The sequence below is a fragment of the Nocardioides alcanivorans genome (genome assembly GCF_021555175.1).
GTDB classification, from domain to species: Bacteria; Actinomycetota; Actinomycetes; order Propionibacteriales; family Nocardioidaceae; genus Nocardioides; species Nocardioides alcanivorans.
Map to the genome: position 1 here is coordinate 46,075 of NZ_JAKGRW010000049.1, position 26,915 is coordinate 72,989.

A 26,915-nucleotide genomic window follows, 5' to 3' on the forward strand; every position below is an offset into this window, starting at 1 on the left:
TCACAGCGGGTCACCCCGCCGCTGAACACGACTGCCAGGTGTCGCGAGACCGTCGAGGACCAGCTCGCTGACCGCGGCAGAGAAACGCGTTGCGTCGGCGGATCGGTCGGCGGACGGCCCCTCCACGGCCGCCCTGAGGCCAGCGACGGTGATGGCACCGAAGACGCTCAAGGCCACGGCGCCCGGATCGGCGACCTGGCGCAGCGACCCGTCGGAGACACCCTCAGCCAATACTTGCTCGATCGGTTCGTAGAAGGCAGTCCGCAGTGCCGCCGCCAACTCGGGCAGCCGGGTCGCGCGTCCGAGGTCGCCGACCAGTGCCCGACACAAGGACGGGTGCTCGAGCATCACGCCCAGGTGCGCCAGCACAGCCGCCTCGAGCCGGGTTCGCGCGTTCTCGGAGCTCGCTACCGCAACACCCCCGGCCCCGACCATCATGCGCGTCCCGTCTTGGGTGGACGGGTGGTTCCGGGTTGGCGGCGGGAGAAGGCGTCGTCAACCCCGCGGCGGCGGTGACGATAGGTCCGTAAGCCTGGTCGAGCGCCGCCAGGATGCGGTCCAGGGGCAGGTCGTCGAAGGTGCCGTGGTCCCGTACGTACTCCATGTGCCGAGTGCCGTCCGCGGTGAAGGCGTGCATGAGCGCGTCGCTCCGTCCGTCGAAGTCGATTGGGGGTACGTCGAAGCGCGCACAAAGCTCGACGTTGAAGGCGGGCGTCGCCTTCCACCATCGTCCGTCGAGGTAGACGCTGGAGTAGCCGTGGTAGACGAACAGGTCGGTCCCTCCCATTAACGCGCGCAATGTGTCGGTCTGCAGGTGGTTGCGCACGTCGGCGAAGCCGACTCGGGCAGGGAGGCCAGCAGCGCGCAGTACTGCGGTCAGGAGCACTGCCTTGGGAATGCAGTAGGCGCGTTCAACCTTGAGGACTTCGCTGGCGCGGTAGTGTTCGGGGACTCGGGACACCGAGTATGGGTCGTACCAGATGCGGTCCCGCACCGCGGCGAAGAGCATGGTGGCACGCTCTCGTGGGTTCGCCGCGGACGCGATTACGTCGTGCGTGAAGTCGCGGACTGTCGGGTGGTCGTGATCGAGGAAGTAGGTCGGCTCCAGACACGACCCCGCTGTCGGCGTCATCGACGCCTCAAAATGCCCAGCAGAGCGTCAACCGGAACGGAACGATCAGACCGGGCCGAACCGGATGACCGCGGCGGGCGCCTAACGCACGGTTTAGTTGTGCCCGCAGGGGACACGGTGCCTCCGATCATTGTGACGGCTCCTGGATTTCCATTCTGCGAAGCGCCAGGCTGGTCATGGCATCGCGATCGAACTTGCCGGTCGGCGTCGCCACCCAGTCCTCGTCGGAGACGAAGATGACGTGCTTCGGGATCTTGTAGCCGGCCAGCTTGCCTCGGCAGGCCTCGCGAATTCCCTCCTCGTCAACGTCGACTTCCGGCTTGAGTTGGACAACGGCCGTGACTGCCTCCCCCACTTGGGATCGGGCACGGCGACCACCATCGCCTTGAGGATCCACGGAAGCTCCATCTGCAAGAAGAGCTCGACCTCCTGGGCGCTGACGTTCTCCCCGCCACTCTTGATCGTTTCCTTGAAGCGACCGCGGTAGTACACGTACCCGCGCTGGTCGACCCAACCGTAATCGCCGCTGTGGAAGTAGCCGTCGGTGTCGAACGACTTTGCTGTCTCCTCGGGCATGTTGTAGTAACCGCTGAACAGCGCCGGACCCTTGAAGCAAATCTCGCCCGGCTGGTCGGGCCCGAGAACGCGGTTGGTGGCCGGGTCCTTGATCACCAGGTCTGTGCCCAGCATCGGCCGGCCGTGGGAGAGTCGCATGACTGACTCGTCGTGGCGGTCCCGGTAGGGCAGGTATGCTTGCGAGGCGACGTACTCGCTGGAGCCGTAGATGTTCCCGTGGTGGGTGATCCCCATACTCTTGATCTCGTCGTAGGACCCCGGCGAGGACCCGATCATGGTCTTGGTGAGACTGGAGATGTCGTGCATAGCGAAGTGGGGATGCCGGTTCATCATCAGGTAATGGACATCGAATCCGAACATCATCGAGATGCGCTCACGTTCGATTACCTTGAGTGCCAGGCCGACGTCGTAGAACTCCATGAGGTGCACGGCGGCACCCCGCAGGTGCGGCATGAGCAGCGTGAGATAGCCGGCGACGTGGTAGTTCGGCGCGACGATCAGCATCTTGTCCGCGGACTCAGTCTCGATGCCGTCGGCGTACCCGGCCACCCCCACCATCAGGCTCTGATGGGTGTGCAGGACCGGTTTGGGGAAACTGGTCGTGCCGGAGGTCAGTAGCATGATCGAGAAGTCGTCCGGCCGGACTTCCGCGCTCAGGGCGGCGAAGCCCTCGGCGGAGTAGTTCTCACCGCTACGGGCGATATCGCCGAGGTCGCCGGCGAATGCATAGCGTTGCCCGCTGCGACTCTCGGCGATGACGCTGCGCAGGTGCGGAAGGGTCTCGATCGACAGCTCACCGGGCTTGGAGGCGTTGAGACCCGGCAGATGCTCCTGGAGTTCGTGCAGGTAGTTGCGACCGCGGAAGGAGTCGGTGGCGATCAGTACGTTCGCCTCGGTGAGAGACAGTCCTTCCTCGATCTCGCGGGCGGTCCAGACGAGGTTGAGCGGAACCGCGATGGCCCCCAGGCGCATCGCTGCGTAGAAGACTGTCGCCCACTCGGTGGTGACGCCCAGGAGGAAGGCCACTCGGTCGCCCTTACGGACCCCTGCTTGCTGCAAGCCGTCGGTAAGGGCGGCCACCCTACGCCGGAGTTGGAAGTAGCTCAGGCGCTCCTCAACGTCGGGGCCATGGTAGACGAGAGCCTCCCGGTCTCCCCCTCGTCGCATGTGTAGTCGAAGGTCCGGTTGACGGTCTGACCGAGTGCTTCTTGATACATGGGTTTCTCCTAACTGGGATTGTTACTTGCCCGACCACTGCGGGGGACGTCGCTCCAGGAACGCGCGCGGACCCTCCTGGGCGTCCGCGCTGAGATAGACGCCCTCGAACAGCTGCTCGGCTCGCGCAAAGCTGTAGGCGAGGGAGGGCTCGGCCGCCGCGTGCACCATCTGTCTGCTGGCCCGCACGGTGAGTGGTGCGTTGGCGAGGATTGACCGGGCCAGCTCGACCGCGGTGGCTCGGAGCTCGACGGACGGCACCACCTTGTTGACCAGCCCCAACTCGTAGGCCCGCGCCGCGGAGATGCTGTCTCCGGTCATCAGCATCTCCAAGGCCACACGGGGCGGGATGAGCCATGGCAGCGGAGCAGCCCAGGGTGCTCCGCGGCCCCACTTCGCCTCGCTGATGGCGAACTTCGCATGGTCAGCCGCGACACACAGGTCAGCCATCTGGGCGAGGAGGAAGCCGCCACCGAGGGCGACGCCGTTGACTGCGGCGATGACCGGCTTGTCCAGCTGGAAGTTGCGGTTGAGCTGCGGGAGGAAGTCCGCTGGGGGAACACCTAGTTGAGAGGAGGACATCTCCTTGAGGTCGCCCCCGGCGCAGAAGGCCTTGTCCCCGGTTCCTGTGATCACGGCAACTCCGGCAGCCTCATCGTCCCGGAACTGGCGAAAGCATGTCCACAGCGCGGCTCGCGCGGTGCTGTCCAATGCATTGGCGGCGTCCGGTCGATCGATAGTGATCCAGCCGATCCCGTGCTCGTCGCGCTCGTAGCGCAGCGCCTCGGCCATTCTCACACCCCCTCGCCCAGGTAGGGGACGTGCTCGTCAGCCATGTCCCACAGCACCCGCCCGAGAGGTGTTTCCTGCTCCTCGGCGATGTGGCCGACCAGGCCGGCGCAGCGACCGATGAGGGCAAAGCCGCGCACGATCCGGTAGGAGAAACCGATGTCGGACAGGACCGCTGCCACGGCACCCGTGGCGTTCACCGTGACGTGCCGGCCTTTGAGCTCGTCCATGACGCGGCTGAGTGCCTTCAAGAGCTCCGCGTGCTCGCCGCTCACACCATGCTCTTCGGCGATCTCGAGGAGCTTCGGGGTGCGGGGGTCGTCCGGGCGATGGATGTGGTGGCCGAAGCCCGGGATCGGACGGCCCGCCGCGAGCAGCTCGGAGAGCCGGTCGCGGGCGAACTCCTCGGCCGTGGTCTCGCCCCGCCGCACCAGGTCCCGGCCCTCCTGCAGCATCTGGGCCGACTCCTCCATCACCCCAAGGAAGGCGCTGCCGGCCCCGAGCAGTCCACCGGCGACGGCCGCCTGCATCGCTTCGGGGAGCTGGAGTAGATCAGTCGGGCCGCGATCGAGCTGGGAGTCAGCCCGTGCTCCATCACCCCAACCAGACATGCGTTCACCACCGCCTTCTCGCCCTCGGTGGGGAGCCGGCCCCTCAGGTGGAAAAACACCATGCTGGTGAAGTCGGTAGACCCCATCAGGTCGTCGACCAGGCTGCGCCCGCGGATGTAGATCTGATCGACCGTTGAGGTGGCGATCTGGGTACCGATGCCAGGGTCTGTCACTGCTTCTCCTTGGATTGTTGCCAGGGGACGCGATGCCACGAAGGCCTCGCGCGTACTCGTCAAATGGCCTCGATGACCGTTGCCGTCGCCATGCCCTGTCCGATGCACATGGTCTGGAGGCCGTAGCGGACGCCTCGCCGCTGCATCTCGTGCACCAGAGTGGTCATCAGGCGGGTGCCGGAGCAGCCGGTGGGATGACCCAGGGCGATCGCCCCGCCGTTGACGTTGACCCGCTCCAGAGGGACCCGCAGCTCTCGCTGCCAGGCCAGTACGACGCTGGCGAACGCCTCGTTGACTTCGTAGAGGTCGATCTCGGAGGCCTCCAGGCGCACCCGGTCCAGCACCCGTCTGGTTGCATCGATGACGCCGTGCAGCATCATTACCGGGTCCACCCCGACCACCTGGGTGGCCAGGATCCGCGCCTGTGGTTCCAGACCCAGCCGTTGTGCCGCATCTGCGTCCCCGATGAGGACCGCCGACGCCCCGTCGGTGATCTGGCTGGAGTTCCCGGCGTGGATGAGGCCGTCCTCGGTGTACGCGGGCCGGAGTCGGGCGAGTGCCTCGACGCTCGTGTCAGGCCGGATGCCCTCGTCCCGGTCGAGGACGACCGGACCGCCGTCGCGGCCCAGCAGGTGCTCGGCCGGCTGACTCATGACGCCGAAAACCTCCTCCGCTAAGACGCCACTGTCCCATGCGCGAGCGGCTCGACGATGACTCTCGACGCTGAACTCGTCGAGTTCCTCGCGGGTGAGCGACCAGCGGCGGGCGATCATCTCTGCCGCGAGGCCCTGGTTCACGAGCTCGTAGCGCTCGGTGACGGCCGGGGAGGGGTCGACTCCGGCGGCGTCCGATCCCAGCGGGACGCGGCTCATGGATTCCACGCCGGCTGCCAGCACGAGCGACTGCTGGCCAGACATCACGGCCTGGGCGGCGAAGTTGAGTGCTTGCTGACTCGAACCGCACATGCGGTTCATGGTTACTGCGGGGACCTCCTCGGGGAAGCCGGCGGCGAGGACCGCCAACCTTCCGACGTTGCGTCCTTGCTCGCCGACAGCGTTGACGCAACCCACCAGGACGTCCTCTATCTCACGAGGATCGACCGCGTGCCGGTCGACCAGCTCGCGAAGGGTCAGTGCCAGCAGTTCGTCGGGGCGGGTGTCGGCAAGTGCGCCGTCACGTCTGCCCAGGGGGCTGCGCACCGTGCCGAGGATGTAGGCGTCAGTCATGAGCTGTCTCCTGGTGATCGTTCATCGCAGGGCCGACTGGCCCAGCAGGGCACGGCCCATCTGGAGGATTTGGATCTGTGAGGTGCCCTCGGGGATCGTCGCTTCGCGAGCGTCGCGGAAGATCCGCTCCACGGGTGATTCCTCCATCAGGCCGGCTCCACCGTGCACCTGCAGTGCCAGCGAGGCGGCCTTGTTCGCGGACTCGCCGCAGTAGTACTTCGCCATCGAGCACTCCTGCCTCGCGGAGTCGCCCGCGTCCAGGGCGCGGGCGGCGTGCATGCCGAGGAGTCGGCTGGTCTGCGTCAGGGTGGCGATCTCGACGACCATCTCCTGCACCAGTTGGAACCCACCCAGGGGTCGACCGAACTGCTGGCGGGTGGTGGCGAACTTGATCGACTCCTCGAGGGCCGCCTGGCTCAGGCCGACCGCGCCCATGGCCATGTTCAGCCTGCCGACGTTGATCGCCTTCATGGCCGTCGACAGTCCCCGGCCCACCTCGCCCAGGACGTTGTGCTCGGGGATGCGCGTGTCGTCAAACACGAGCTCACAGCTGCTCGTGCCCCTGACCGGCATGTGCGGAATGTCGTGGACGGCGTAGTCGGACTCCGTGCCGTCGACGAGGAAGGCAGTGATCCCCTTGGGTCCGGCCTCCGGGTCGACCGTGGCCATGACGATGCCGACATCGGCGTGGAGCGCGTTCGTGATGTAGATTTTGCGGCCCTGCAGCACCCAGGAGTCGCCCTCCTTGCTCGCACGGGTCCGCAGCGACCCGGCGTCGGATCCTGCGTCCGGCTCGGTCATCGCGAACCACGCACGGCGCCGTCCGGAGAGGAGGTCGGGCAGGAAGCGGCTCTTCTGCTCCTCGGTGCCGAACGCGGAGATCAGGTACGGAACGATGGTGAGGATGTTCAGCGTAGTGCGCAGCGACCCCCAGCACCGGCCGGCCTCCTCCATCAAGATGGCGAGCATCGAGTAGCTGAGGTCGTCGCCCCCGTCGTCGGGACTCACCAGGCCACCGACGTAGCCGAACTCATGCAGCGAGGGCAGGATCTCCCAAGGGAACGTCCGGGCCTGCTCGTGCTCGGCGACGAGCGGAGCGACCTTGGCGTCGAGGAAGGAACGGACGGAACGCTGCAGGTCCAGCTCTTCTTCAGTCAGCATGGTCATGTGGGGGTGTCTCCTTGATCGGGATGGGTGGTGTCGATGAGCATGGGGGTGGTGATCACCTGGACCACGGCACCCTCGTGGTTGACGAGCCGACGCTCCACGATCACGACTCCTCGGCAAGGGTCGCTGGTCGGGCGCAGCTCGATGATCTCGGCCTCGACGTGCACGGTGTCGCCGATCCGCAGGGGGTTGACGAAACGGCAGTCGACGCCGAGCAGGGCAACGAGCGACTCCTGCAGGGAGGTCGACAGGGCAGTTCGGGTGAACAGGCCCGAGGCGATCGCGGCACCGAGCAGCCCGTGCGCGATCCGGGTGCCGAACGGCGTCGCAGAGGCTGCCACCTCGTCGGTGTGCAAGGCGTTGAAGTCGCCGGACAGACCGGCGAAGCCGACGACGTCGGCCTCGGTCACCGTACGGCGCGGGGAGGTCGTGGTGGTTCCCACAGCCAGGTCGGTCAACCGGCCACCAGCCTGTTCCATCATGTGTACCGCCCGCCCGACACGTGAATCACGTCGCCGGTGATGAACGAGGCCTCGTCGGAAGCAAGGAAAGCGATGGCAGACGCCACGTCTTGGGGGACCCCGAGCCGGGGCACCGAGTTGTGCTTCCCGGCCAGCTCCACGAGCAGGTCGTGCTTCGGGTGGCGCTGCACCGCAGGAGTGTCGATCAAACCCGGAGCAACGGCGTTCACGGTGATCCCGCGCTTGCCCAGCTCCTTGGCCAAGGCCCGGGTCAGACCGACGACGCCAGCCTTGGCCGCCGCGTAGTTCGCCTGTCCGGGATTGCCCAGGTAGGCCCGAGACGCCACGTTGACGATGCGCCCCTGAGAGCGTTCGATCATGCCCGGAACGACGGCTCGCGAGCACACGAAGGTCCCGAACAGACAGACGTCGACGACTCGACGGAAGTCCTCGTCGGTCATCTTCACCAACGGCGCGTCGATGGGAAAGCCTGCATTGTTCACCAGCACGTCGACGGCTCCGCCGCTCGCACCGATCTCGGCCACGAGTCCGTCCACCTGACGACGGTCGGTGACGTCAGCGACGGCTGGCTCCACTAGGAGGCCGTCAGCGGCCAGCTCATGGGCCGCCGTGGTGACAGCCTCCTCGTCGATGTCGACCAGCACCACCCGGTGGCCGCTGGCCGCCAGCCGCCGGCCGATCTCGCGGCCGAGACCACCCGCACCACCGGTCACCAGTGCCACACGCGAGTTCGTCATCTTGTTCTCCCTGCATCTTGAGTCGTCGTTGTGGGCCGGGCTACGAGGCCGGCATAAGGAAGCCGGACCGACCGCCCGCTCCCGTTCGGCACCCGGTCGAGCCATTGCCGCATGTGTACGTCGTCGCCGACCTCACCGAAGTCCAGGACGGCGTTAACGGGCAGGTCCGCGGCCACGCAGCGTTCCACCCATGTCTCACGGTCCGCCCGGGCGAACTCGTCGGCCAGGTCCGCGTTTAGTCGCTCGGCGTGGTGGCAGCGGCCGCTGTAGCTGGAGTACTCCTCGCGCTCCAGCCAGTCCTCGCGACCCAGCACCCGGCAGAGGCCTCGCCAGAAGCGGTCTTCCATGCAGGCCACGGCCAGCCAGGACCCATCTCGGCATCGGAAGACGTCATAGGCACCCCGGGACATCAGCTCAGCCTTGGACGGTCCGCCCCGCTCGTCGTACTCGGCCATCCTCGGCTCGGACAACTTCAGCGCCGCGGCTGCCAGCGGCACGTCGAACATGGAGCCGACGCCTGTCTGCTGGCGGAGCAGCAGCGCCGCCAGAATGCCCTGCGTCGCGAAGAGGCTGCCCGCGAGGTCCGCGACGGGTACACCTCCACCCGGATACGGTCTCCCGCTCGGCTCGCCGCTCATCGACAGCAGACCACTGGCTGCCAGGTAGTTCAGGTCGTGCCCGGGGCGGTCGCGGTAGGGGCCTTGGCTGCCATAGCCGTTGAGGGAGCACACGATCAGCCGGGGAAAGGTCGCCATTATCGAGTCGGGGGCGAACCTCAGCCGTTGCAGCGTTCCGGGTCGGAAGCCCTCGACGAGGACGTCGCAGTCCCTGAGCAGGTCGAGGAGACGGCCACGACCCTCCTCCGACTTCAGGTCCAGTCGCACGACCCTTTTCCCCCGACCGACGACGCGGTAGGCGCCCGGCATCATGTCCTGCAGGGGGTCACCGCCGGGAGGCTGCACGTGCACGACATCCGCGCCGAGATCCGCGAGCATGGAGGTCGCCCACGGACCGGGGATGAGCAGCGACAGGTCGACGACGCGAACGCCGTCCAAGGGTTGCGCACCGTCGATCGTCGTCATCGCTCGTCCTCGGCCAGGTGCACTGCGACGGGCGCGCGATGGTGCTGCTGCAAGGTGGCCGATGCGATGTCGCAGATCTCGCGGAGTCGGCGCCCCCAACGCTCGGCCGTGGAGTCGTCGGCCAGGGTCCCCGCCATGGTCAGCGCTGCGACGACCAGCAGTGGTCGGCCTTGATGGAGGACTGGCGCCGCCACCGTGCTGACCCCGAGGGCGAAGCCTTCGCGGTCCATGGCCCAGCCTCGGTCGCGGACGTCCTCGATCTCGCCGAGGAACCGCTCGACGTCGGTGATGCTGTGCTCGGTGTACCGCTGGAGGCCTGCGCTGAGGATCTCCCGCACCAGGGCCGGGTCGTCATAGGCCAGGAAGCATCTCCCGAAGGAGCCGCCCTGGATGGCCAGGGTACTGCCCAGGGGCACCGTGACTCGCAGCCGGTGCCGCGGCTCGACCTTGTCCACGATGGTGACCCGTTCGTGGTCCATGCGCCGGTAGATAACGAACGTGGCGTCCATCTCGTCGAGGAGGTCCAGGATGTAGCGCTTGATCACGCCCAGGTAACCGATCTGCTCGGTTGCCGCCGACCCCAGCTCGACGAGCCTGATCCCCAGGTGGATCTTCCGCGTCTCGCCGTCGGACTCGACCAGCCGTGCCTTGGCCATGGTTCGCACCAGGTAGTAGCACGTGGTGCGTGACAGGCCGGTCGCACTCACCAGATCGGCCAGCCCGAGGGGCCCGTGCTGCTGCAGCGCCTCCAAGATCAGCATGCTGCGCTCGATCGCGGGAACCTGGTAGGCCTTCGCGGTCTGGGCGGCCTCTCCGCGGCTCACGATGTGCCTTCGGTCTCGGTGGTACCGAAGCGGGGCGTACGACCGTCGAGGAAGGCCGCGACGCCTTCGTCCACCTCGCCGGTGGAGAAGGCCGCCGCCTGCGCGTAGGACTCCAGCACCATCGAGGCGTCGAGCTCGGCCTGGTCCTCGCGGTTGATGATGTCCTTGATCATCTGCAGCGCTGCTCGGGGCCCGGCGGCCAGCCGGCGGGCCAACTCGACTGCGGCCTCGACGGCCTGTCCGGGAGCGACGACGCGGTTGACCATCCCGGCAGCGCGGGCGTCCTCCGCGCCGATCGGTTCGGGTAGGAAGGCCATCTCCTTGGCTCGCCGAGGTCCCACGGCCTGGGTCCACAGGTGGAGCGACCCGAGGTCCGGCAGCAGGCCCGCCCTGGTGAAGGTCGGGTGGAACTGGACGTCCGCACCCGCCACGACTAAGTCACTGGCCAGGGCGAGGCTGATCCCGGCACCGGCACACGCCCCGTTGACGGCGGCGACCACCGGGCACGGGACGGATCGGATCGCGGTGACGACCTCCTGGAAGGCGCGCATCTGCAGGCGTCGGACGTTGATGTCGGCCTCGGACAACAAGGGGTGCAACTCCTTGAGATCACCGCCCGCGCAGAACGCCCGGCCACGACCGCTCAAGACGACCGCCCGGGAGTCCCGCCCCACGGCGCCCAGGGCGTCCCTGAGTTCGGCCATGACCGTCGAGGACAGGGCGTTCAGCTGTGCCGGCCGGTTCAGCCACACCACCGACACCGCGGGCGCAACCTCCTCGACGATGATGCCGACCTCGGGCGCTAGGTCCGCCGTCATCCGGCATCTCCCTTCGTGAGCAGGGCGGTGGGGATCTCCATCCGGCTCATCAGGGCGGCCATCGACTTGCCGGTCTCGTCGAACCTCAGGGTCTGCGTGGCTCCGCCGCCGAGGGCGTCGTGCAGGACGACCTGCAAGGACTGGATCCTGGGCAGCTCGTACACCTGGATGGGGCCGAGCACGACACCGGCGAAGAACGAGCGCAGCCGCTCGGGAGTGACCCAGGTCCGCAGTGCCTCGTACTCAGCCGCTCCGAAGGCCATGATCCCGACGTTGGAGATGTCGCCCTTGTCGCCGGATCGGGTGTAGGCGAGCTCGTTGAGTGTGGTCATCATGAACTCAAATCTCCTCGAACGTCACGTTGACGGGCACCATGTCGCGTGGCACGAGCGTGGGCCACAGGGCGATGACCTCGCGCGGCTTCACAGGTGGGCCGAACGCCGTACCGACCGGCCCGATCGTGGAGACATGGGTCACCTCGCGGTTCACCATGGCGGCTTCCTCCCGGGTGTCCACACGGGCGGTCACCCGCAACTCGATCTCCTCTGGGTCACGCCGCGGGCGCCGCGCCAGCGGGCCGGCCAAGGCGTCGATGCCGACTCGGTCGAAGCGCAGCTCACGAGGCGTCACCCCGACAATGTCCAGGCGCTTGCGGATGATCTCTTCGCAACGATCAGCCTTTGCCATCGTGTCCGGCCAAGGCAGGAGGACCCGCGCCTCGCCGATCCAGCCGTCGGTGTACCCGATCTGGACCTTAAGCATGTCCGGTCGCTCCCGGCCGCTCATGTCCCACAGGCGCACACGATCCGACCCCGTCTCCTCCAGCCGCGTCGTGGTCAGATCCGCGATGCCGTCGGGCATCCGGTAGTCGGCGGGGTTGTGCGTCTCGTAGAGCAGGTGCTCCTTGATCGTCCACTGGTTGATCAGGCCACCGGTATTCGGCAGCTTGGAGATCTCGGCGGTGCCGTCCTGCCGGAAGTCAGCGATCGGGAAGCCCATGTTCCACGGCTCGGGAACGTTCTTCCACTGCGAGCTCATGCCACCGCAGCAGATCCCGGCGCACTCGATCACATGCGCCACGGTGATCGCCGCCCCGAGCAGGTTCCAATCGGCGTCCTCGAACGACCAGCCGAACTCGTGCATCAGCGGGCCGACGTAGACCGAGCTGTCCGCGAGGCGGCCGCCGATGACGACCTCAGCACCGCCGTCCAAAGCTTCAACAATCCCCTCGGACCCGATGTAGGCGTGTGCAGACACGATCCGGTCCGCGATCTCGTCGATGGACCGTTCCCCGGTCTCCATGTTGGCCAAGGTCACCCCAGCCTGGCGGAACTCCCCGATCCGGGATGTCAGGTCGTCACCGCTGATCGCGGCGACTCTCAGCTGGGTGAGGTCTGCGTCCCTTGCCACGCGCAGGACTGCCTCGGCTGCGGCTGCACAATTCGTGCCGCCGCCGTTGAGGACCATCCTGGTGCCGTTGCCGTGGGTGATGGGCAACAGCGCACGCATCCACGGAACTACGTCGGGGATGTAGCCTGTGTCGGGGTTCCTGCGCTTCGCCCGCTGCAGCAACGACATGGTCAGCTCGGCGAGGAAGTCGAAGCCGAGGTAGTCCAGCTCCCCGCGCTTGGCGAGGTCGATGGCGGGCTCGAGCAAGTCTCCCCAGTAGCCGGATCCTGCTCCCATGCGCACGGTCTTCATGAGTTGACCCTTCCCATGTGGTGGTTGCGGGTGGCGTCGTTGATGGCGTCGAGCTCGCCGAGGTTCGCTGTGAGGCCGCCGTCGACGACGATCACGTGCCCGGTGACGTACCGCGCCGCAGGCGAGACCAGGTAGTCAACGGCCCCTGCCATGTCGTCCACGGTGCCGAAGTCCTTGATCCCCGACTGAGCGATGAAACGTTCGCGGAGGAACTCGTACTGCGAGCCGCCATAGATGCGAGAGGAGTCGGTCTCGAAACCACCCGGCCGCACGCCGTTGACCGTGATGCCTCGGGGACCGAGCTCGAGCGCGAAGGCGCGCACCAGGCTCTCCACGGCAGCCTTGGCAGCACCCAGCAGACCGTGGCCGGGCATGTAGTGGCTGCTGTCGACACCGCTGATGGCGACCACCCGTCCTGGTCGTCCCTCCATGAGCGGCACTGCCTGCTGGACGCAGCGGACGAAGCCGTTGACGCTCAGCCGGAGAGTTCGTTGCACGTTGGTGTCGTTGAGCTCCAGCAGGGGCTTGAACGCCGTTGCCGCCGCGTTGTTGACCAGGACGTCGAGCCGGCCGAACTGGGCCTGCACGCCCGCGAACATCGCGTCGATCTCATCGGTGCTCTCAAGGTCGGCCTGGATCGCGATGGCGCGAGCGCCCAGCTGCTCCAGGCTGTGCACGGACTCCTGGGCCAAGTCGGCGTTGCGCCGGTAGTTCACCACGATGTCGTGCCCCGACCGCGCGAGGTGCTCGGCGATCGCTCGGCCCAGTCCTCTCGATGAGCCGGTAATCAGAGCGACCTTTCGACCGTCCTGGCCGGTCACGTCTGGTTGGGGCATGTCTTCCTCCTGGGAGTTCTCATCAGTCTTGATCCCGCGAGTGCGGGTGGTCATTCTGGTGTCGCGTCGGCGTCGTCGGCGAGCACGACCAAGACCGCGCCCGCCTCCACCTGGTCGCCGCTGACGACCAGCACCTCGGCGACGGTCCCGTCAGTGGGGCTGGTCACGGTGTGCTCCATCTTCATGGCCTCGAGCACGACCAGACGGTCTCCGGTCGAGACGACGCAGCCCTGGCTGACCAGCACGTCGAGGACCACGCCGGGCATCGGTGCCGTCGCGGACCCGGCATGCCCCCAGCATCGGGTGCCGGGAAGCGCGAGAGCTCGCCGAGCGTGGTCATGCCGTCCGCGTCGTGGACGTGGACCACGTCGTCCACCGCAAGCACCGTGTAGGTCCGCCGGATCCCCGCGACCTCCAGGTCGACGACGTCAGCTGACAGGTGGAGGGCGACCGCGTCGACCCGTTCACCGTCAACCTCGGCCGTCACCTCGCGACCGGCGACGGAGAACCCGATGTTCACGGTGGTGTCCTGCACGGCGTACTGCACGCGCTCGAGAGCGCGGTCATGGGAGCGCATAGGGGGGTTGTTGCGCCATCCCGCCGGCACCGCAGGCAGCACCGAGTGCTCCTCGGGGGCGCACGCGTAACCGCTGAGGGCCGCCACGAGGGCGTGCAGCCGCAGCCGCTCGTCCACCGCTCGAGCGGCCAGCAGATCGGGGTGGTCGTCGAGGAAGGAGGTCGGCGTCGTGCCAGCCAGGAACCGGGGTGCTCCAGCACGTCGACCAGCAGCTGCCGGTTGGTCACCACGCCGTCGACGTGCATCAGCCGTAGGGACTTGGCCAGCACGCCGGCTGCCGTCGTGCGGTCAACCGCGTGCGCGATGACCTTCGCCAACATCGAGTCGTAGTACGTGCTGACCACGGACCCGGCTCGGACGCCAGCATCGACGCGGAGGCCCGGCGTCGACTCGAAGGAGAAGTCGTGGATCCGGCCTGCCGTCGGCAGGAAACCGTTGGCGGGGTCCTCGGCGTACAGGCGGACTTCGATGGCGTGCCCGCTCATCGTCGGGGACAGCGCCTCCTCCGGCAGAGGGAGGCCCTGAGCCACCTCCAGTTGAAGGCGCACGAGATCGAGACCGGTGACGGCCTCGGTCACCGGGTGCTCGACCTGCAGCCTGGTGTTCATCTCCAAGAAGTAGAAGGACCCGTCCTCGGCCAGCACGAACTCCACGGTGCCGGCGCCCCGGTAGTCCGCGGCCCGGGCCGTGGTGACGGCGGCCTCGCTCAGTTGCTTGCGCAAGGTGTCGTTCACAGCTGGAGAGGGACACTCCTCGACAATTTTCTGGTGTCGACGCTGGATCGAGCACTCCCGCTCAAACAGCGCCACCACCTGGTCGTGGTCGTCGGCGAAGACCTGGATCTCGATATGCCGCGGCGCTTCCAGGTAGCGCTCTAGGAAAACCGTCTCGTCACCGAAGGCGGACTGAGCCTCGCGGCGGGCCGCCGCGACCGCATCCGAGGTCTGCTCGAGGTCGCGCACGATGCGCATGCCTCGACCACCACCGCCAGCGGAGGCCTTGACCAAGAGCGGGAAGCCAATGTCTGTGGCAGCCTTGCGAAGCTCCCCCGCGGCGAGGTGGGTGACCTCAATCGCGGGCAGGACGGGTACGCCCAACTCCTGCATCCGGGTCTTGCTCCTGAGCTTGTCACCCATCAGCTCCATCGCCTCGGGCGGGGGACCGATGAACACCAGGCCCGCGTCGAGCGTGGCCCGCGCGAAGTCGGCGTTCTCGGAGAGGAAGCCGTATCCCGGGTGGATCGCCTCTGCCCCCGTGCGCCGAGCCGCCTCGATGATCAGGTCGGCGCGCAGGTAGGTGTCGGTGGCCGTGACACCCGGCAGCCGCACCGCTAGGTCGGCTTCGGTGACGAAAGGTTCATCCTCGTCGGCATCGGAGAAGACCGCCACCGTGCGCAGGCCTGCCTCGCGGCAGGAGCGCATCACCCGTCGGGCGATCTCGCCCCGGTTGGCGACGAGTACGGACCTGAACTTTTGCGTCATCATCTGCCTTACATCCTGAAGACACCGAAGCCGCGGGTGCCCTTGATCTGGTTGGAATGGGCGGCGGAGAGCGCGATCCCCAGCACCGTCCGGGTGTCCCGTGGGTCGATCACGCCGTCGTCGTAGACACGCCCGCTCATGAAGAAGCTGTCGGATTCGCGCTCGATCTGCTGCTCCACCGAGGCCCGCCGCTCCGCATCCGCCGCCTCGTCGAACTCCCGACCGGATGCGGCCGCGGCTTGCTGGGCGACGATGGACAGGACGCCGGCAAGCTGTTGAGGTCCCATCACCGCGGTCTTGGAGTTCGGCCAGGAGAACACGAAGCGGGGCTCGTAGGCCCGTCCGGACATGGCGTAGTTGCCGGCCCCGTAGGAAGCGCCCATCAGTAGCGTGATGTGCGGGACGCTGCTGTTCGCTACAGCGTTGATCATCTTGGCGCCGTCTTTGATCATCCCAGCCTGTTCATAGACCTTACCGACGATGAAGCCGGTCGTGTTCTGCAAGAACAGCAGCGGCACGTCGACCTGGTTGGCGAGGAGGATGAATTCCGCAGCCTTCTCGGCCTCCTCCGGGAAGATGACGCCGTTGGCGTTGGCCAAGATACCCACGGGGTAGCCGTGCAGGTGCCCCCAGCCCGTGACGAGGCTAGTGCCGTAGGTCGGCTTGTACTCGTCGAAACGGGAGTCGTCGAGGACGTGGGCGAGCACGTCGTGGGGTCGGAACGGGACCCGGAGGTCGCTCGAGACGACACCCAGAAGATCCTCCGGGTCGCACCGAGGCGGACGTGCCGGCTGCGTGGGGCCCGGACCTAACTTGCGCCAGTTGATGTCGGCCATCACCTGCCGCCCCAGACGGATCGCGTCGCGTTCGTCGACGGCGAGATAGTCCGAGAGGCCCGAGGTCCGGGAGTGCATCTCCGCGCCGCCCAACTCCTCGTCCGTCGACACCTCACCGGTCGCCATCCGCACCAGCGGCGGGCCGCCCAGGAACACCTTGGCCCGCTCCTTGACCATGATCGAGTAGTCGCACATGCCCGGGACATACGCGCCACCGGCGGTGGAGTTGCCGAAGACGATGGCTACGGTCGGGACACCGGCAGCCGACAGGCGCGTCAGGTCGCGGAAGAGTGCTCCACCCGGCACGAAGGCCTCGACCTGGGTGGGCAGGTCGGCGCCGCCGGACTCCACCAGATTGATCACCGGCAGCCGGTTGTGCCGGGCGATCTCGAGGGCACGGATGATCTTCTTCCACGTGAACGGGTTCGATGCCCCGCCACGCACGGTCGGGTCGTTCCCGACGATCACGCACTCAACGCCCGAGACGACCCCAATCCCGGTGACGACGCTGGCGCCGACGGTGAACTCGCTCCCCAGCCCGCCAGTGCGGAGAGCTCGAGGAACGGCGAGCCACGGTCCAGAAGGAGATCGAGTCGCTCCCGCACCGGCATCTTGTCGCGGGAACGGTGTCGTTCGACATACTTGTCGCCACCGCCGGCACGCGCTGCGGCCAATTGCTCATCCAGCAGTGCGATCCGTTGCAGCAGGCTGGACCTGTTCCGCGCGAACGCCTCGGAACTCTTGTCCACCTGAGGGGTAAGCATTGGCATCAGCTATCCCAACTTTCGGGTGTCGTAGCGGTCGCGCAACGACCGCTTGAGGATCTTTCCGCTCGGACCCTTGGGAAGCTCCTCGACGATCTCCAGCGCCTCGGGGATCTTGTACCGGGCGACTCCCTGGTCACGCATGAACTGCTGGAGTTCCTCCAAGGACAGCGTGGCGCCGGTCTTCAGCGAGGCCACCGCGCACACCTCTTGACCGCGCTCCGGGTGGGAGAGCCCGATGACCGAGACCTCGTAGACGCTGGGGTGCCGCTGGATGATCAGCTCCACCTCTGCCGGGCTAATGTTCTGCCCGCCGCGGATGATCATGTCCTTGAGCCGTCCGACGTACCGCAGGCTCCGGTCGGCGCCGATGGTCACGAGGTCGCCGGTGCAAAAGAGCCCGTCGGTGGTGAAGGACCGTTCGTTGATCACGTCGGCGTCCAAGTAACCGGCGAACACTGACGGTCCGCGGACCGCCAACTCGCCCGGCTGACCCGGGGCCGCGTCCTTACCGGTCTCTGGGTCGAGCGCCCGGAACTGGGTCATCGGTAGGAACTCCTCGAGCTGGTCGACCCTGAACAGGTCCTTGCGCTCCTCCAGGGGCTGACCGGGCAGGGTGAAGAAGAACCATCCCTCGGTGGCTCCGAACTCGTTGATAACCGTGATGCCGCGTTCGTCCAGCATCTCGATGATCGTGTGCGGGGGCCTCACCGCCACAGCCGACCACGTTGAGGGAAGAGATGTCGTACTTCTCGTCGAGCTCGGGGTGACTCAGCATCGCGAAGTAGATCGCGGGGACGGCGATTATGTAATTGACTCGCTCGGCCGTGATCTGCTGCAGGAAGACGTCAACGTCGAAAGGCTCGTGGGTGACGAACTTGCCGCCCGCCATGATCCACGGGTACATCTCGACACCCAGACCGCCCATGTTGGCGTAGGGGAAGGGACCGGAGAAGACCGAGTCGGCCCCGTGTCCCGAGGCACGCAGAATCGCACGAACCGTGACCATCCAGGAGTTGGGCGTACGGGGCACGACCTTCGGCTTGCTCTCCGTCCCGGTCGTCAGACAAAGTGTGAGCGCCTCATCGGCCGACACCTCAAGCGCGTCCAGCACCGCTGTGTCGCTCGGGTTCCCGTGGAGCATGGGCTCGAGCGCGAAGTCGGCCTCGGCCCGATCCTCGGCGCCGAGGGCGACGACGGTTTTCAGCAACGAGCCCTCGGCGTCTTTGGCGCCGTGGACCATGGCGAGGAAGTCCTCGCCCCTGAACTCACCCATGCAGATGGCCGCAGTGGCCTTCGTCTTGGTGATGGCATAGGTGATCTCCGAGGAACGCTGCCGCATCGGCGCAAAGGTGCCCACGGCGCCGATTCGGTCCAGGGCGAGGTGGGCGAGCACGAACTCCACGCTGTTGGGCAGTTGGACGAAGACCACGTCACCCTGCTCCACGCCCGCGTCGAGAAGGCCCAGCGCGAGCGCGTCTACGTGGCGCTTGACCTCAGCCCACGACAGTCGCATCGGCGCACGGCCCATGAGTTGCTGCTTGTCCGGTTGGTCGACGATCGCTTCCCGGTCGCCACGGTTCGCGGCGTGCTCCGCGACGTAGGAACTCCAGGTGCGGTCCTGCCACACCCCTGCCTCGTGGTACCGCGCGGTCAGCGCATCTGCGTACGGCCTCATCTGGGCTCCCCTTTCGGACTGTCTCAGTAGCTGCGTGGCAGCCCAAGCGAATGCTGGGCGATGAAGTTGAGCACCATCTCGCGAGAGACGGGCGCGATCTTGAGAACACGAGCGAAGCCCCATGCATCAGCAAGCCCGTACTCGGTCGCCATGCCGTTGCCGCCGTGGGTCTGGATGGCCCGATCCAGTGCCTCGATCGCAGCGTCGGCGGCCGCGAACTTGGCAATGTTCGACGCCTCACCGGCGGGGTGCTGGTGGTCGTAGAGCCAGGCCGCCTGGCGGGTCATCAGTCGGGCCAGCTCAACGTGCATGTGAGCCTCAGCCAGCGGGTGGCTGATGCCCTGGTGGGCGCCAATCGGGGTGCCACCCCAGACCGAACGCTCGCGGGCGTAGCGCGCGCCCCGCTCAAGAGCGAACCGCCCGATACCGTTGGATGTGGCGGCGCTCATGATCCGTTCGGGGTTGAGACCGAAGAAGATCTGGCGCAGGCCGTTGTCCACCTCGCCCAGCAGGGCGTCCTCGCCGAGGCGGAGGTCGTCGAAGTACAAGGTGAACTGCTTCTCGGGGGCCACCACCTCGACAGGGATGACCGTCATGCTCAGCCCCGGGCTGTCCGTGGGGACGATGAACAGCGAGAGCCTCGCGCGGCCGCTGGAGTCGTCCATCGAGGTCCTCACCACCACGAGCACCGCATCAGCCTCGTCGACCCCCGAGCAGTAGTACTTCTTCCCGTTCAGCACCCACTCGTCCCCGTCGCGCCGGGCGGCGGTGGAGATCAGATGGCTGTTCGACCCGGCGTCGGGCTCGGTGATCGCAAAGGCCATTTTGATGTCGCCGGTGGCCAAGCCCGGCAGCCAGCGCTCCTTCTGGTCGGCCGAACCGAATCGAGCGATCACCGATCCGCAGATAGCCGGCGACACGATCATCATCAACAGCGGCGACCCCAGGGCCGCCAGCTCCTCGGCCACGATCGCGAGCTCCTCGATGCCCATCCCGCCGCCGCCGTACTCCTCGGGCAGGTTGACACCGATAAAGCCGGCTTCGCCGATCGCCTTCCACAACTCGTCAACCTTCCGCCCGTTGCGGGCGCGATCGACGTACCACGCGTGATCGTAGGGCCCGGCAATGGCCCTGACTGACTCACGGATCGAGTTCTGCTCGTCCGATTCCAGTAGCGACACGACGTACCCCTTACCTGAAAGTTAGTGAGCTGAGGTGAATCACCTTAGGGCCTATTCAACATACTGGCAAGTCGTTCAACATATTGAACAGTATCGCTCCGAGGGCACGGTGGTCGGCCTCCATCAAGACCCGCCGGCGTCGCCCTTCGAGCCTTAAGCCCGGATCCACCGATCGGCATGGCCGGGATGAGGTGATGGTGGTCGTCGCCGGGTGGGGGCGCCGGGGCGCGATGATCTGCCGGACCTCACTGTCCGGGGTGTTCCACGTTGTTCCTCGTCGCGCAGCTGTGGCTGCTGGTTGGTCAGGCCGCGAGGGCGGGTGGCGGGTCGCTGACTCGGTCAAACAAGGCAGTCCAGGCGGTCTCCCAGGGCCAGGCTTGTGGCAGATGCAGAGTGACCCGTCGTGCTGAGGTCGCGACCCGTGCTGGCACGGTGATCAGCTTGCGACGGATCGTGGCGGTGGTGGCCTTCGCGATCTGCGGGTCGGTGAGGCTGGCGGCGGCTCGGGTGAGGTTGAACGCCATCACGGCGAGCACCAACCAGGCCGCGTTGGCAGTGAACACCCCGGACGGCAGGTGCGCCAACGCTGCGTGTTTGAGGTCAGCGTGGACCTGCTCGATGACCGCGTGATGGCGGTGGATCGCATCGGCGGCGACGGTGTCGAGCACGTCGGCGTCGGTGGTGGTGAAGAACGCATGGAACCGCCAGGTGTCGAACAGGGTGTCTTGGCCGGCTGCCTTGTTCTTCTCGGCGTTGAAGTCCGGGATCCGCCGGACCACCAGCCGGCCCGGCACGTGGTCGGTCTTCTTCTGGGCGGCAAACGCGGTGAAACCGATCTCGGCGACCTCGGCCCGTGAGACCCACCGGCCACTGGCTTCGTCGAAGACGGCATCGGTGTACTCGATGGTGGTCCACGCATCGTCGTCGATGGTGGCGATGGCGGCCTTGACCCGCTTGTCCATCCGCACGGTCACCGACACCGCGGCCCCACCCTTGAGGGCGGCGTGAACTGGTCCGCGGCCGTAGAACGCCGAATCCATCCGCACTAGGACCGGGTGGGACTTGTCGAGCAGTCGTCGGGCGGTCCGCACCGCATCGCCGACCAGTCGCTTCGCACCGCGTGGTGACCCAGTCGAGCCCTTGCGGAGCCGTTGGGCCACGATCACCGGGACGGCGCCGGCGATGGTGAGGGTGGCGAGCAGGGCGTTGAGGCCACGGACACCTGAGTAGCCGAACCCGGCGCCCTGCTTGGCGTGGCCATGGACCTCGATGATCGTGTCGTCGACATCGAGCAACGCGTAGTCAGCACTCGCGTCTGCATCCGGGCTCACCTCGGCTGACGGACGCAACAGCTCGGTGAGTCCTGCCAGCGCGATGAGGAACCTCGACGCGATCGCGTCGAGCTGACGCACGTGCCCGAAGGTGAACGCCCGCAGGAAGGAACCCAACGTCGAAGGCGCGTAGGCGCGGGCGAATACCCTCCCCATGCCGCCGTGACGCAACAGCGCCATGTCATCGATCGAATCGGCACCAGCGACCATCCCACCGACCAGCGAGGCGACCTTCAACCCGGCGTTCGCGCCCTTGTCGCCCGGCACCGTCAAGTGCTGATCCGCCAGATCACGCAGCCCAGCGGACTCGGCCAACGCGAGCACCGGAACCAGACCACCGGCCGACACGAGATTCGGATCATCGAAGACCGCCGACGTCGCCCGCGACGTGTGAGAGAGTTTCACCTCAGAGATGTCCCTTGTGTTCGGTCGAATCGTTGCCTCAAGAACTCCGATTCTCCCGCTACACAAGGGCATTCTCGTTTACGGCGCGCTCACCAGACCAAGTTCATCGGTGGATCCGGGCTAAACGTGTCAGCCAAGGCAGCGATTTCATCGGACCTAACCGATTTTGTCGCTTTTGGGGGTACGCCCGTTGACCTGCGCAAACGTCGCGCGACAGGGGTGTACCCCCACGTTTACTGGCCAATAGGGGGTACGTAGTCGGATACGGGTGCTGAGCAGAGTCGAGTGCATGACCGACTCGACACAGCCCAGGACGCCGACTCAAAGGTGGTCTCCCGCGTTGGTCGTCCAACTTCGTGAGGCGACCCAGCCACGGGAGGCCGCCGAACTCCTCGCAGCGGCCGGCGTGCCGGTGTTCCCGTGCGTGGCACTGGAGAAGCGTCCACTCACGACGCACGGGTTCCACGACGCGTCGCTCGACCCCAATCAGGTCGCTGACTGGTGGCGCCGTTGGCCGGATGCGAACGTCGCGATGCCAACCGGCATGGCATCGGGGATCGACGTCGTAGACGTTGATGTCCACGCCTCCGGCAATGGCTACGACGCGATCCGCAGTGCGCGCTCTTCGGGCTTGCTCGGTGATCCCGCGTGGATGGTGAAGACGCCCTCTTCCGGGCTTCACCTCTGCTTCCTACACGCCGGCGATGCGAGCCAGCCGTCCTGGCAGGTACCCCGCAAGCACGTCGACTTCCGCGGCGACGGCGGGTACGTCGTACTGCCCCCATCGCACGTGACCCAGGACGACAACACGATCGGCCAGTACGAGGTCATCGACATAGCCACTCACCAACCTGACTCGGTGGACGCTGGCGCCTTACGACGATTCCTCGACCCGCCACGTCCAACCCGGTCGCCCGCCGACCTCCCCGTCGTCGGGACACGTCGAGATCGACTCGCGGCGTGGGTCGCATCCCTGTCCGAAGGCGAGCGCAACCATGGCCTGTTCTGGGCGTCCTGCCGGATGGCGGAAGCCGGGGAACGCTTCGACGTCGCCGCCGACGTTCTCGGCGGCGCAGCACGGCAGGCCGGGCTGTCCGACCGCGAGTCATTGACGACCATCCAGTCCGCCTATCGCATCGCCACCCGCCTGGGCGCCGGCTCCACGCGGAGTGGATGCCCGCGCCCTATGCAGGCGGTTGAGGGGGTCCGCCTATAACGCTGCCGCATCCCACTCTTGCCCCAGTTCGCTTCCGATTTCATCAGACGAGGTAATCCCATGAACGGCCCCGATCCCTACGAACGTCAACTCGACCGCATCCCCGACCCCACGCCTCCGGAGGCGCCAGAGCGTGAGGCCTCGCCGCTTGCTGTGCGACACGACCCCTCCCAAACGGCCACGCACCTTGAGGCGGCCCCCGCGTCGTCTCGCGGTGTCGTGTGGATCCGCCCGACCGAGCTGGCGATGAGGATCGGTCCGCCGGCGGCGGGTCGTGGGATCGACCTGCAGACCGCGTTGTCGGCGCGGACACGTCGGGGGACGGCAGCGGTCGCGCGGGCCGCACGGCGTACGACGCGTTCCTCGATCGCTCGCCCCCGTCGACTGCACCTGAAGGACTGGGACTGTGAACACGCCGGCATTCACGACCTCCCAGGGACTGCGCCTTCTGCTGGTCCGGTTGCAGTACTCCCCTGTTGGGACGTGGCAACGCGACCCTGATGCCGAAGAGTTGATGCGGTTTGCGACCACGAAGTACGCCGCGCTGGCTCGCAAGTACGACCTGGCTCCGGAGGATGCCGCGGTCGCGGCGTTCGAGGCGATGCGCACCCGCGCGGTGCGTACAGCCATCGACCCGTGGGCGGTGGTGACCCGGGCCGTGCAGATCACTCTGATCTACGAGGCCCGTGCCCAGGGCTTGCTGTGCTCCAACCATCAGGCACGGCGAACCGAGATCTCCGCACACCACGACGCGGAACGATTCTGCGACTACGACGACAACCTCGCCGACTACCACCCGGCATTCCACGTGCCGCCCGAGCAGGAACTGCGCGACTGGGACGTGCTGTCGTCCCCGTCGGTCACGGAGGAGCCGACGAACGCGTGGGTGGCCGCCGAACAGGCCGCGCACATCATGGTCGACAACGGCTGGCCGGAGCCGTCCGCGCACGGGTGCATCGAGTACGTGTGCGGGCAGCTGATCCGCTCCGGATCCCGTCAGACGGCGTACGCGCGTCTGACCCGTGACCACCACGCCGAGGCGCTGCTCGACCTGTCCCACCCGGACTGGGTCGCAGTGTTGCAGGCACTGCTCGGCGTCGATGACCCGGTCCTTGAACGAACTCGCGAAGGACGTGGACTGCTCCAGTTGCTGTTGATGGGCTACCTGCCAGCCGAGCTCAGCTCGCTGGTGTGTTTCGCCGACGTCTTCGCGGCCACCGCTCCGAGGCACGAGGGTGCGTCCCATGTCTGAGGCGACCGGGCACATCGAGCTGGAACGACGAGTCGACTCCATCACCATCGGGGTCCGGCACCGCTCCGACCCTGAGCGAGATCTCGCACCACTGATGCGGTCAATCGATCGGCTCGGTCTCCTCCAGCCGATCACGATCACACCGGACGGAGTCTTGGTCTGCGGTCACCGCCGGTTGAAGGCCGTGAAGGAACTCGGCTGGCCGACGCTGCGGGTGTGGGTGCGCACCGGGATCTCTGACCCGTTGACGCAGTTGCTGGCCGAGCAGGAGGAGAACACCCTGCATCGGCCGCTGCTCCCGTTTGATGCCGCAAAGCTCTACCGGGAACTGAAGGACCTCTTGACCGAGGACGCCCTGCGACGCCAACGCGCGACACGATTCGGAGCCGACGACGGGGAAGTAGGCGACGGTGGTGCCGATTCGGCACCACCGCACGGGGACCCAGGAAAGTCGCGCAATCAAGCTGCGCAACTGGTAACCAACTCGGCTTCACACACTCGGCTCGAACAGATCTGCACGATCGAGACCATCGCTGCCGACGGCGCCGTTCCCGCAGACGTGCGCAAGATCGCCGAAGAGGAACTCGACCGGATCCGCGAAGGCGGTGCGGTCGATCCCAGCTACCAACGGGTGCGGGCCGCACTGAAAGTCGCCGAGGACCGAGAGCCCGAAGACGACACGGCCGACGACCTGGAGGAACTCGCAGCAAGAGCCCTACTCCAAGCGAAGGCCGACCGCGCCGCGCGTATAGCCGCGAACCGACGCAAGCGTGAGGCCGCAGCCGAGGCAGCACGGCGTTCGGTTCACTCCTTCGTCCTCCTGTGGGAAGACCTGGAGGGCTGGACCGACCGTTACGACCCGGTCGAGGTCGGACAGGAACTGACCGATGCCCAATGGTCGGCCTTCGAGCAAACTCTCACTGCCTCCGTGGAGTTCGTCGCCGCTGCGCGGGCCGTACGCGAACACCGTCCGGGTGACGCCGTGGCGAGCGCGTGAAGGGGTGGCTGGCCATGCTGGGTTCCTCCACCTACGACCCGGACCTGCGTCGGCGCCGGTTGATCGTGGCAGCCGTCACCGGCGCGCTGCTGCTGACTGCAGCGGTCACCTACGTGCTGCTCACCCACAACCAGACTGCTGCTCCCCGCCCGCTGACCCGACGACGTCCGCCGGGACTGAGCTGCCGGCCGATCCATCGGCCGCACGGGACGACGGCACTCTCCCCGGGCTCCCACCGATCGCTGACCCAGCGGAGTTCGCCGAGGTCGTCGCACACGCGATCTTCGACTGGGACACCACCGCTTTGGCGCCACGGACGGCGTACCTCGAACGCATCGCGACGATCGCCGACCCGACCGGCGAGGAATCACCTGGGTTGATCAGCGACGTCGACGCCTACCTCCCCCGGAGACCACCTGGATCGACCTGCGTGAGTACGAAACCCGTCAGTGGATCGAGATCGGGTCTGTCGAGGTGCCGACCAAGTGGGCGACCGCGTTGGAGCAGGGCAGCGCAACGCTTGCTCCGGGCACTACGGCGTACACGATCACCGGCGTCCGTCACCGCGACGGCATCTGGGACGACAAACCTGTCGCCAGCCGCCACGACGTGACCTTCACCGTCTTCATCGTCTGTGCGCCGACGTACGACGCGTGCCGCCTCCTGCGACTGTCGCTGCTCAACGAGCCCCTGGAGTAGGCGAGTCCATTGATGTCGAAGGTCATCATCGGCGGGCTGGTCATGCTGTTCCTCGGCCCGGCCGCCGTCCTCCTGTCGCTGACGGCGATCCTGAATCCCGCCGCAGAAGCGTCCTGTCTGCCGGCAACGTCGGTGAACTTCACGTTCTTCTCCGACGATGACACGACTAGCGCTCTCCCGGTTGGGGAGTCCTCGCGTGTTGTGTTCCCTCTGCCGAAAGGCACGTGGATCCAAACCAGCGCGTTCGGGATGCGACGACACCCCATCACCGGTGTCTACAAACTGCACAGCGGCACCGACTTCGCCGCCCCGTCAGGGACACCGATCCTGGCTGCGGCGGACGGACGTGTCGCTTCGGCGGGACCGTCGGCAGGCTACGGGAACCTGATCCTCATCGAGCACACGGTCGCTGGTCAGCGCATGGACACGGGTTACGCCCACATGACTGCGGCAAGCATCATGGTCAAGGCCGGCGACCGGGTCACCGCTGGGCAGCAGATCGCCTCGGTCGGCGCCACCGGTTACGCCACCGGACCGCACCTGCACTTCGAGCTACGCCCCGTCAGCGCGAGCGGGGCACCGGTCGATCCCGCGCCATGGCTCGCAGCGCAAGGAGCCGTCGACCTGGCAAAGGGATCACCCAGCAAGACCGGTGGCTGCGGCCCCGAAGGTGGTGCGACGCCGTACGACGGGACGAACCCCAACGGCATGGTCGATGACCCCACCACCGACGGGAAGATCACCGAACGCACCGCCGCTGTGCTCGCCCAGGTCCGTCAACAGTTCTCCAGCACGTCCTGGTCCTGCTACTCCCTCGTCCCGGCCAACCGTCCGAGCACTCCCTCGGCCGCGCCTGCGACGGAACGTTCGGCAACTCCATCGGCACCAAGGCCACCGGGCCCGCCCTCGACCTGGGCTGGAAGGTCACCAACTGGATGAAGACCAACGCGAAAGAACTCGGCGTCGAATACCTCATCTGGCAAGGGAAGATCTGGTCCGTCGCCCGATCCGCCGAAGGCTGGCGTATCTACGACGGAGGCGGCATGCACGACCCCGCCGCGATCACCGGCGGGCACTACGACCACCTGCACTTCACCGTCGCAAATAACTAGCCCCGCCAGGGTGATGG

Annotated in this window: 28 protein-coding genes and 3 pseudogenes; 6 read left to right on the top strand and 25 right to left on the bottom strand. The window is 66.9% G+C overall.

All coding sequences use genetic code 11. The annotated features are described in order from the left end of the window. The 25 genes and pseudogenes from L1066_RS21145 to L1066_RS21260 all read right to left on the bottom strand — a co-directional run bounded on the left by L1066_RS21145 (position 1) and on the right by L1066_RS21260 (position 21,622). The gene (locus L1066_RS21145) at positions 1 to 438 is read right to left on the bottom strand and encodes a TetR-type transcription factor C-terminal domain-containing protein (RefSeq protein WP_242532477.1); all 438 of its coding nucleotides are present in this window, start codon (positions 436 to 438) and stop codon (positions 1 to 3) included. A 286-nt stretch (positions 439 to 724) separates the two neighbouring features. After that, a pseudogene (locus L1066_RS21150) lies at positions 725 to 1,132 on the bottom strand (transglutaminase-like domain-containing protein); the annotation flags it as partial. Positions 1,133 to 1,306: 174 nt separating this feature from the next. Next, positions 1,307 to 2,815 carry a class I adenylate-forming enzyme family protein gene (locus L1066_RS21155; RefSeq protein ID WP_235738418.1) on the bottom strand — a complete coding sequence of 503 codons (1,509 nt, stop codon included), beginning with the start codon at positions 2,813 to 2,815 and terminating at the stop codon, positions 1,307 to 1,309. 132 nt (positions 2,816 to 2,947) lie between these two features. Then, positions 2,948 to 3,715 carry an enoyl-CoA hydratase-related protein gene (locus tag L1066_RS21160; protein ID WP_204144776.1) on the bottom strand — a complete coding sequence of 256 codons (768 nt, stop codon included), beginning with the start codon at positions 3,713 to 3,715 and terminating at the stop codon, positions 2,948 to 2,950. Between the two features lie 2 nt (positions 3,716 to 3,717). Continuing rightward, a complete protein-coding gene (locus L1066_RS21165; RefSeq protein WP_235738362.1) occupies positions 3,718 to 4,242 on the bottom strand; it encodes a citryl-CoA lyase in 525 nt (174 codons plus the stop codon). After that, complete coding sequence (locus L1066_RS21170) at positions 4,185 to 4,496, bottom strand: citrate synthase family protein (RefSeq protein WP_235738372.1); 312 nt, start codon at positions 4,494 to 4,496, stop codon at positions 4,185 to 4,187. The genes L1066_RS21165 and L1066_RS21170 overlap by 58 nt, the downstream gene beginning before the upstream one ends. A gap of 59 nt (positions 4,497 to 4,555) precedes the next feature. Next, positions 4,556 to 5,722 carry a thiolase family protein gene (locus L1066_RS21175; RefSeq protein WP_207082385.1) on the bottom strand — a complete coding sequence of 389 codons (1,167 nt, stop codon included), beginning with the start codon at positions 5,720 to 5,722 and terminating at the stop codon, positions 4,556 to 4,558. Positions 5,723 to 5,743: 21 nt separating this feature from the next. Further along, positions 5,744 to 6,889, bottom strand: coding sequence for an acyl-CoA dehydrogenase family protein (locus tag L1066_RS21180; protein WP_207082386.1), 1,146 nt, complete (start codon positions 6,887 to 6,889; stop codon positions 5,744 to 5,746). Further along, complete coding sequence (locus L1066_RS21185; protein WP_006901472.1) at positions 6,886 to 7,371, bottom strand: MaoC/PaaZ C-terminal domain-containing protein; 486 nt, start codon at positions 7,369 to 7,371, stop codon at positions 6,886 to 6,888. Before L1066_RS21185 ends, L1066_RS21180 begins: the two co-directional genes overlap by 4 nt. After that, positions 7,368 to 8,108: an SDR family oxidoreductase gene (locus tag L1066_RS21190; protein WP_006901473.1), complete on the bottom strand. Its 741-nt coding sequence runs from the start codon at positions 8,106 to 8,108 to the stop codon at positions 7,368 to 7,370. The genes L1066_RS21185 and L1066_RS21190 overlap by 4 nt, the downstream gene beginning before the upstream one ends. Next, positions 8,105 to 9,190: a CaiB/BaiF CoA transferase family protein gene (locus L1066_RS21195; RefSeq protein ID WP_207082389.1), complete on the bottom strand. Its 1,086-nt coding sequence runs from the start codon at positions 9,188 to 9,190 to the stop codon at positions 8,105 to 8,107. Before L1066_RS21195 ends, L1066_RS21190 begins: the two co-directional genes overlap by 4 nt. Continuing rightward, a complete protein-coding gene (locus L1066_RS28075) occupies positions 9,187 to 10,014 on the bottom strand; it encodes an IclR family transcriptional regulator (RefSeq protein ID WP_051997243.1) in 828 nt (275 codons plus the stop codon). The genes L1066_RS21195 and L1066_RS28075 overlap by 4 nt, the downstream gene beginning before the upstream one ends. After that, entirely contained in the window at positions 10,011 to 10,832 is an 822-nt protein-coding gene (locus L1066_RS21205) for an enoyl-CoA hydratase/isomerase family protein (protein WP_207082390.1), read from the bottom strand. Before L1066_RS21205 ends, L1066_RS28075 begins: the two co-directional genes overlap by 4 nt. After that, positions 10,829 to 11,167, bottom strand: coding sequence for an AtuA-related protein (locus L1066_RS21210; RefSeq protein ID WP_207082391.1), 339 nt, complete (start codon positions 11,165 to 11,167; stop codon positions 10,829 to 10,831). Before L1066_RS21210 ends, L1066_RS21205 begins: the two co-directional genes overlap by 4 nt. A gap of 4 nt (positions 11,168 to 11,171) precedes the next feature. Next, complete coding sequence (locus tag L1066_RS21215; protein ID WP_235738380.1) at positions 11,172 to 12,533, bottom strand: acyclic terpene utilization AtuA family protein; 1,362 nt, start codon at positions 12,531 to 12,533, stop codon at positions 11,172 to 11,174. After that, positions 12,530 to 13,369, bottom strand: coding sequence for an SDR family oxidoreductase (locus L1066_RS21220; RefSeq protein ID WP_157211707.1), 840 nt, complete (start codon positions 13,367 to 13,369; stop codon positions 12,530 to 12,532). The genes L1066_RS21215 and L1066_RS21220 overlap by 4 nt, the downstream gene beginning before the upstream one ends. Before the next feature lie 50 nt (positions 13,370 to 13,419). Next, on the bottom strand, positions 13,420 to 13,635 hold the full coding sequence (locus tag L1066_RS21225) for a biotin/lipoyl-containing protein (RefSeq protein WP_235738389.1): 216 nt from the start codon (positions 13,633 to 13,635) through the stop codon (positions 13,420 to 13,422). Continuing rightward, on the bottom strand, positions 13,551 to 13,988 hold the full coding sequence (locus L1066_RS21230) for a hypothetical protein (RefSeq protein WP_446499925.1): 438 nt from the start codon (positions 13,986 to 13,988) through the stop codon (positions 13,551 to 13,553). The genes L1066_RS21225 and L1066_RS21230 overlap by 85 nt, the downstream gene beginning before the upstream one ends. Then, positions 13,886 to 15,430 (bottom strand): acetyl-CoA carboxylase biotin carboxylase subunit, encoded by a 1,545-nt coding sequence (locus L1066_RS21235; protein ID WP_235738406.1) that lies wholly within the window; start codon positions 15,428 to 15,430, stop codon positions 13,886 to 13,888. The genes L1066_RS21230 and L1066_RS21235 overlap by 103 nt, the downstream gene beginning before the upstream one ends. Before the next feature lie 5 nt (positions 15,431 to 15,435). Continuing rightward, complete coding sequence (locus tag L1066_RS21240; protein ID WP_312008436.1) at positions 15,436 to 16,731, bottom strand: acyl-CoA carboxylase subunit beta; 1,296 nt, start codon at positions 16,729 to 16,731, stop codon at positions 15,436 to 15,438. Beyond that, positions 16,728 to 17,012, bottom strand: coding sequence for a hypothetical protein (locus L1066_RS29220; protein WP_312008438.1), 285 nt, complete (start codon positions 17,010 to 17,012; stop codon positions 16,728 to 16,730). The genes L1066_RS21240 and L1066_RS29220 overlap by 4 nt, the downstream gene beginning before the upstream one ends. Positions 17,013 to 17,036: 24 nt before the next feature. Then, positions 17,037 to 17,354, bottom strand: coding sequence for an AMP-binding enzyme (locus L1066_RS28950; protein ID WP_376707713.1), 318 nt, complete (start codon positions 17,352 to 17,354; stop codon positions 17,037 to 17,039). 174 nt (positions 17,355 to 17,528) lie between these two features. After that, positions 17,529 to 18,828, bottom strand: a pseudogene (locus L1066_RS21250) (AMP-binding protein); the annotation flags it as partial. Continuing rightward, on the bottom strand, positions 18,729 to 19,886 hold the full coding sequence (locus L1066_RS21255) for an acyl-CoA dehydrogenase family protein (protein WP_006901483.1): 1,158 nt from the start codon (positions 19,884 to 19,886) through the stop codon (positions 18,729 to 18,731). The pseudogene L1066_RS21250 and the gene L1066_RS21255, both read right to left, overlap by 100 nt. A gap of 302 nt (positions 19,887 to 20,188) precedes the next feature. After that, positions 20,189 to 21,622, bottom strand: a complete 1,434-nt coding sequence (locus L1066_RS21260) for an IS1380 family transposase (RefSeq protein ID WP_207082367.1) — start codon at positions 21,620 to 21,622, stop codon at positions 20,189 to 20,191. Positions 21,623 to 21,962: 340 nt separating this feature from the next. Here L1066_RS21260 and L1066_RS21265 point away from each other — a divergent pair, with 340 nt between their 5' ends. From L1066_RS21265 to L1066_RS29345, 6 genes and pseudogenes are all read left to right on the top strand, one after another. Continuing rightward, positions 21,963 to 22,838 (top strand): bifunctional DNA primase/polymerase, encoded by an 876-nt coding sequence (locus L1066_RS21265; protein WP_235738410.1) that lies wholly within the window; start codon positions 21,963 to 21,965, stop codon positions 22,836 to 22,838. 406 nt (positions 22,839 to 23,244) lie between these two features. Next, positions 23,245 to 24,090 carry a serine/arginine repetitive matrix protein 2 gene (locus L1066_RS21270; protein WP_235738411.1) on the top strand — a complete coding sequence of 282 codons (846 nt, stop codon included), beginning with the start codon at positions 23,245 to 23,247 and terminating at the stop codon, positions 24,088 to 24,090. Continuing rightward, positions 24,083 to 25,087 carry a ParB/RepB/Spo0J family partition protein gene (locus L1066_RS21275; RefSeq protein ID WP_235738412.1) on the top strand — a complete coding sequence of 335 codons (1,005 nt, stop codon included), beginning with the start codon at positions 24,083 to 24,085 and terminating at the stop codon, positions 25,085 to 25,087. The genes L1066_RS21270 and L1066_RS21275 overlap by 8 nt, the downstream gene beginning before the upstream one ends. Positions 25,088 to 25,561: 474 nt before the next feature. Next, positions 25,562 to 25,786 carry a hypothetical protein gene (locus L1066_RS21280; protein WP_235738413.1) on the top strand — a complete coding sequence of 75 codons (225 nt, stop codon included), beginning with the start codon at positions 25,562 to 25,564 and terminating at the stop codon, positions 25,784 to 25,786. A gap of 249 nt (positions 25,787 to 26,035) precedes the next feature. Continuing rightward, a pseudogene (locus L1066_RS29340) lies at positions 26,036 to 26,365 on the top strand (M23 family metallopeptidase); the annotation flags it as partial. Positions 26,366 to 26,589: 224 nt separating this feature from the next. After that, positions 26,590 to 26,898, top strand: coding sequence for a VldE C-terminal domain-containing protein (locus tag L1066_RS29345; RefSeq protein ID WP_512699732.1), 309 nt, complete (start codon positions 26,590 to 26,592; stop codon positions 26,896 to 26,898). Positions 26,899 to 26,915 lie beyond the last annotated feature (17 nt).

Coding starts and splice junctions, on each gene's coding strand:
- L1066_RS21145 (WP_242532477.1), bottom strand. CDS start 438: ATGATGGTCGGGGCCGGGGGTGTTGCGGTAGCGAGCTCCGAGAACGCG.
- L1066_RS21160 (WP_204144776.1), bottom strand. CDS start 3,715: ATGGCCGAGGCGCTGCGCTACGAGCGCGACGAGCACGGGATCGGCTGG.
- L1066_RS21165 (WP_235738362.1), bottom strand. CDS start 4,242: ATGCAGGCGGCCGTCGCCGGTGGACTGCTCGGGGCCGGCAGCGCCTTC.
- L1066_RS21175 (WP_207082385.1), bottom strand. CDS start 5,722: ATGACTGACGCCTACATCCTCGGCACGGTGCGCAGCCCCCTGGGCAGA.
- L1066_RS21180 (WP_207082386.1), bottom strand. CDS start 6,889: ATGACCATGCTGACTGAAGAAGAGCTGGACCTGCAGCGTTCCGTCCGT.
- L1066_RS21185 (WP_006901472.1), bottom strand. CDS start 7,371: ATGATGGAACAGGCTGGTGGCCGGTTGACCGACCTGGCTGTGGGAACC.
- L1066_RS21190 (WP_006901473.1), bottom strand. CDS start 8,108: ATGACGAACTCGCGTGTGGCACTGGTGACCGGTGGTGCGGGTGGTCTC.
- L1066_RS21195 (WP_207082389.1), bottom strand. CDS start 9,190: ATGACGACGATCGACGGTGCGCAACCCTTGGACGGCGTTCGCGTCGTC.
- L1066_RS21205 (WP_207082390.1), bottom strand. CDS start 10,832: ATGACGGCGGACCTAGCGCCCGAGGTCGGCATCATCGTCGAGGAGGTT.
- L1066_RS21210 (WP_207082391.1), bottom strand. CDS start 11,167: ATGATGACCACACTCAACGAGCTCGCCTACACCCGATCCGGCGACAAG.
- L1066_RS21215 (WP_235738380.1), bottom strand. CDS start 12,533: ATGAAGACCGTGCGCATGGGAGCAGGATCCGGCTACTGGGGAGACTTG.
- L1066_RS21220 (WP_157211707.1), bottom strand. CDS start 13,369: ATGCCCCAACCAGACGTGACCGGCCAGGACGGTCGAAAGGTCGCTCTG.
- L1066_RS21225 (WP_235738389.1), bottom strand. CDS start 13,635: ATGCCCGGCGTGGTCCTCGACGTGCTGGTCAGCCAGGGCTGCGTCGTC.
- L1066_RS21235 (WP_235738406.1), bottom strand. CDS start 15,430: ATGATGACGCAAAAGTTCAGGTCCGTACTCGTCGCCAACCGGGGCGAG.
- L1066_RS28950 (WP_376707713.1), bottom strand. CDS start 17,354: ATGATCATCCGCGGCGGGCAGAACATTAGCCCGGCAGAGGTGGAGCTG.
- L1066_RS21275 (WP_235738412.1), top strand. CDS start 24,083: ATGTCTGAGGCGACCGGGCACATCGAGCTGGAACGACGAGTCGACTCC.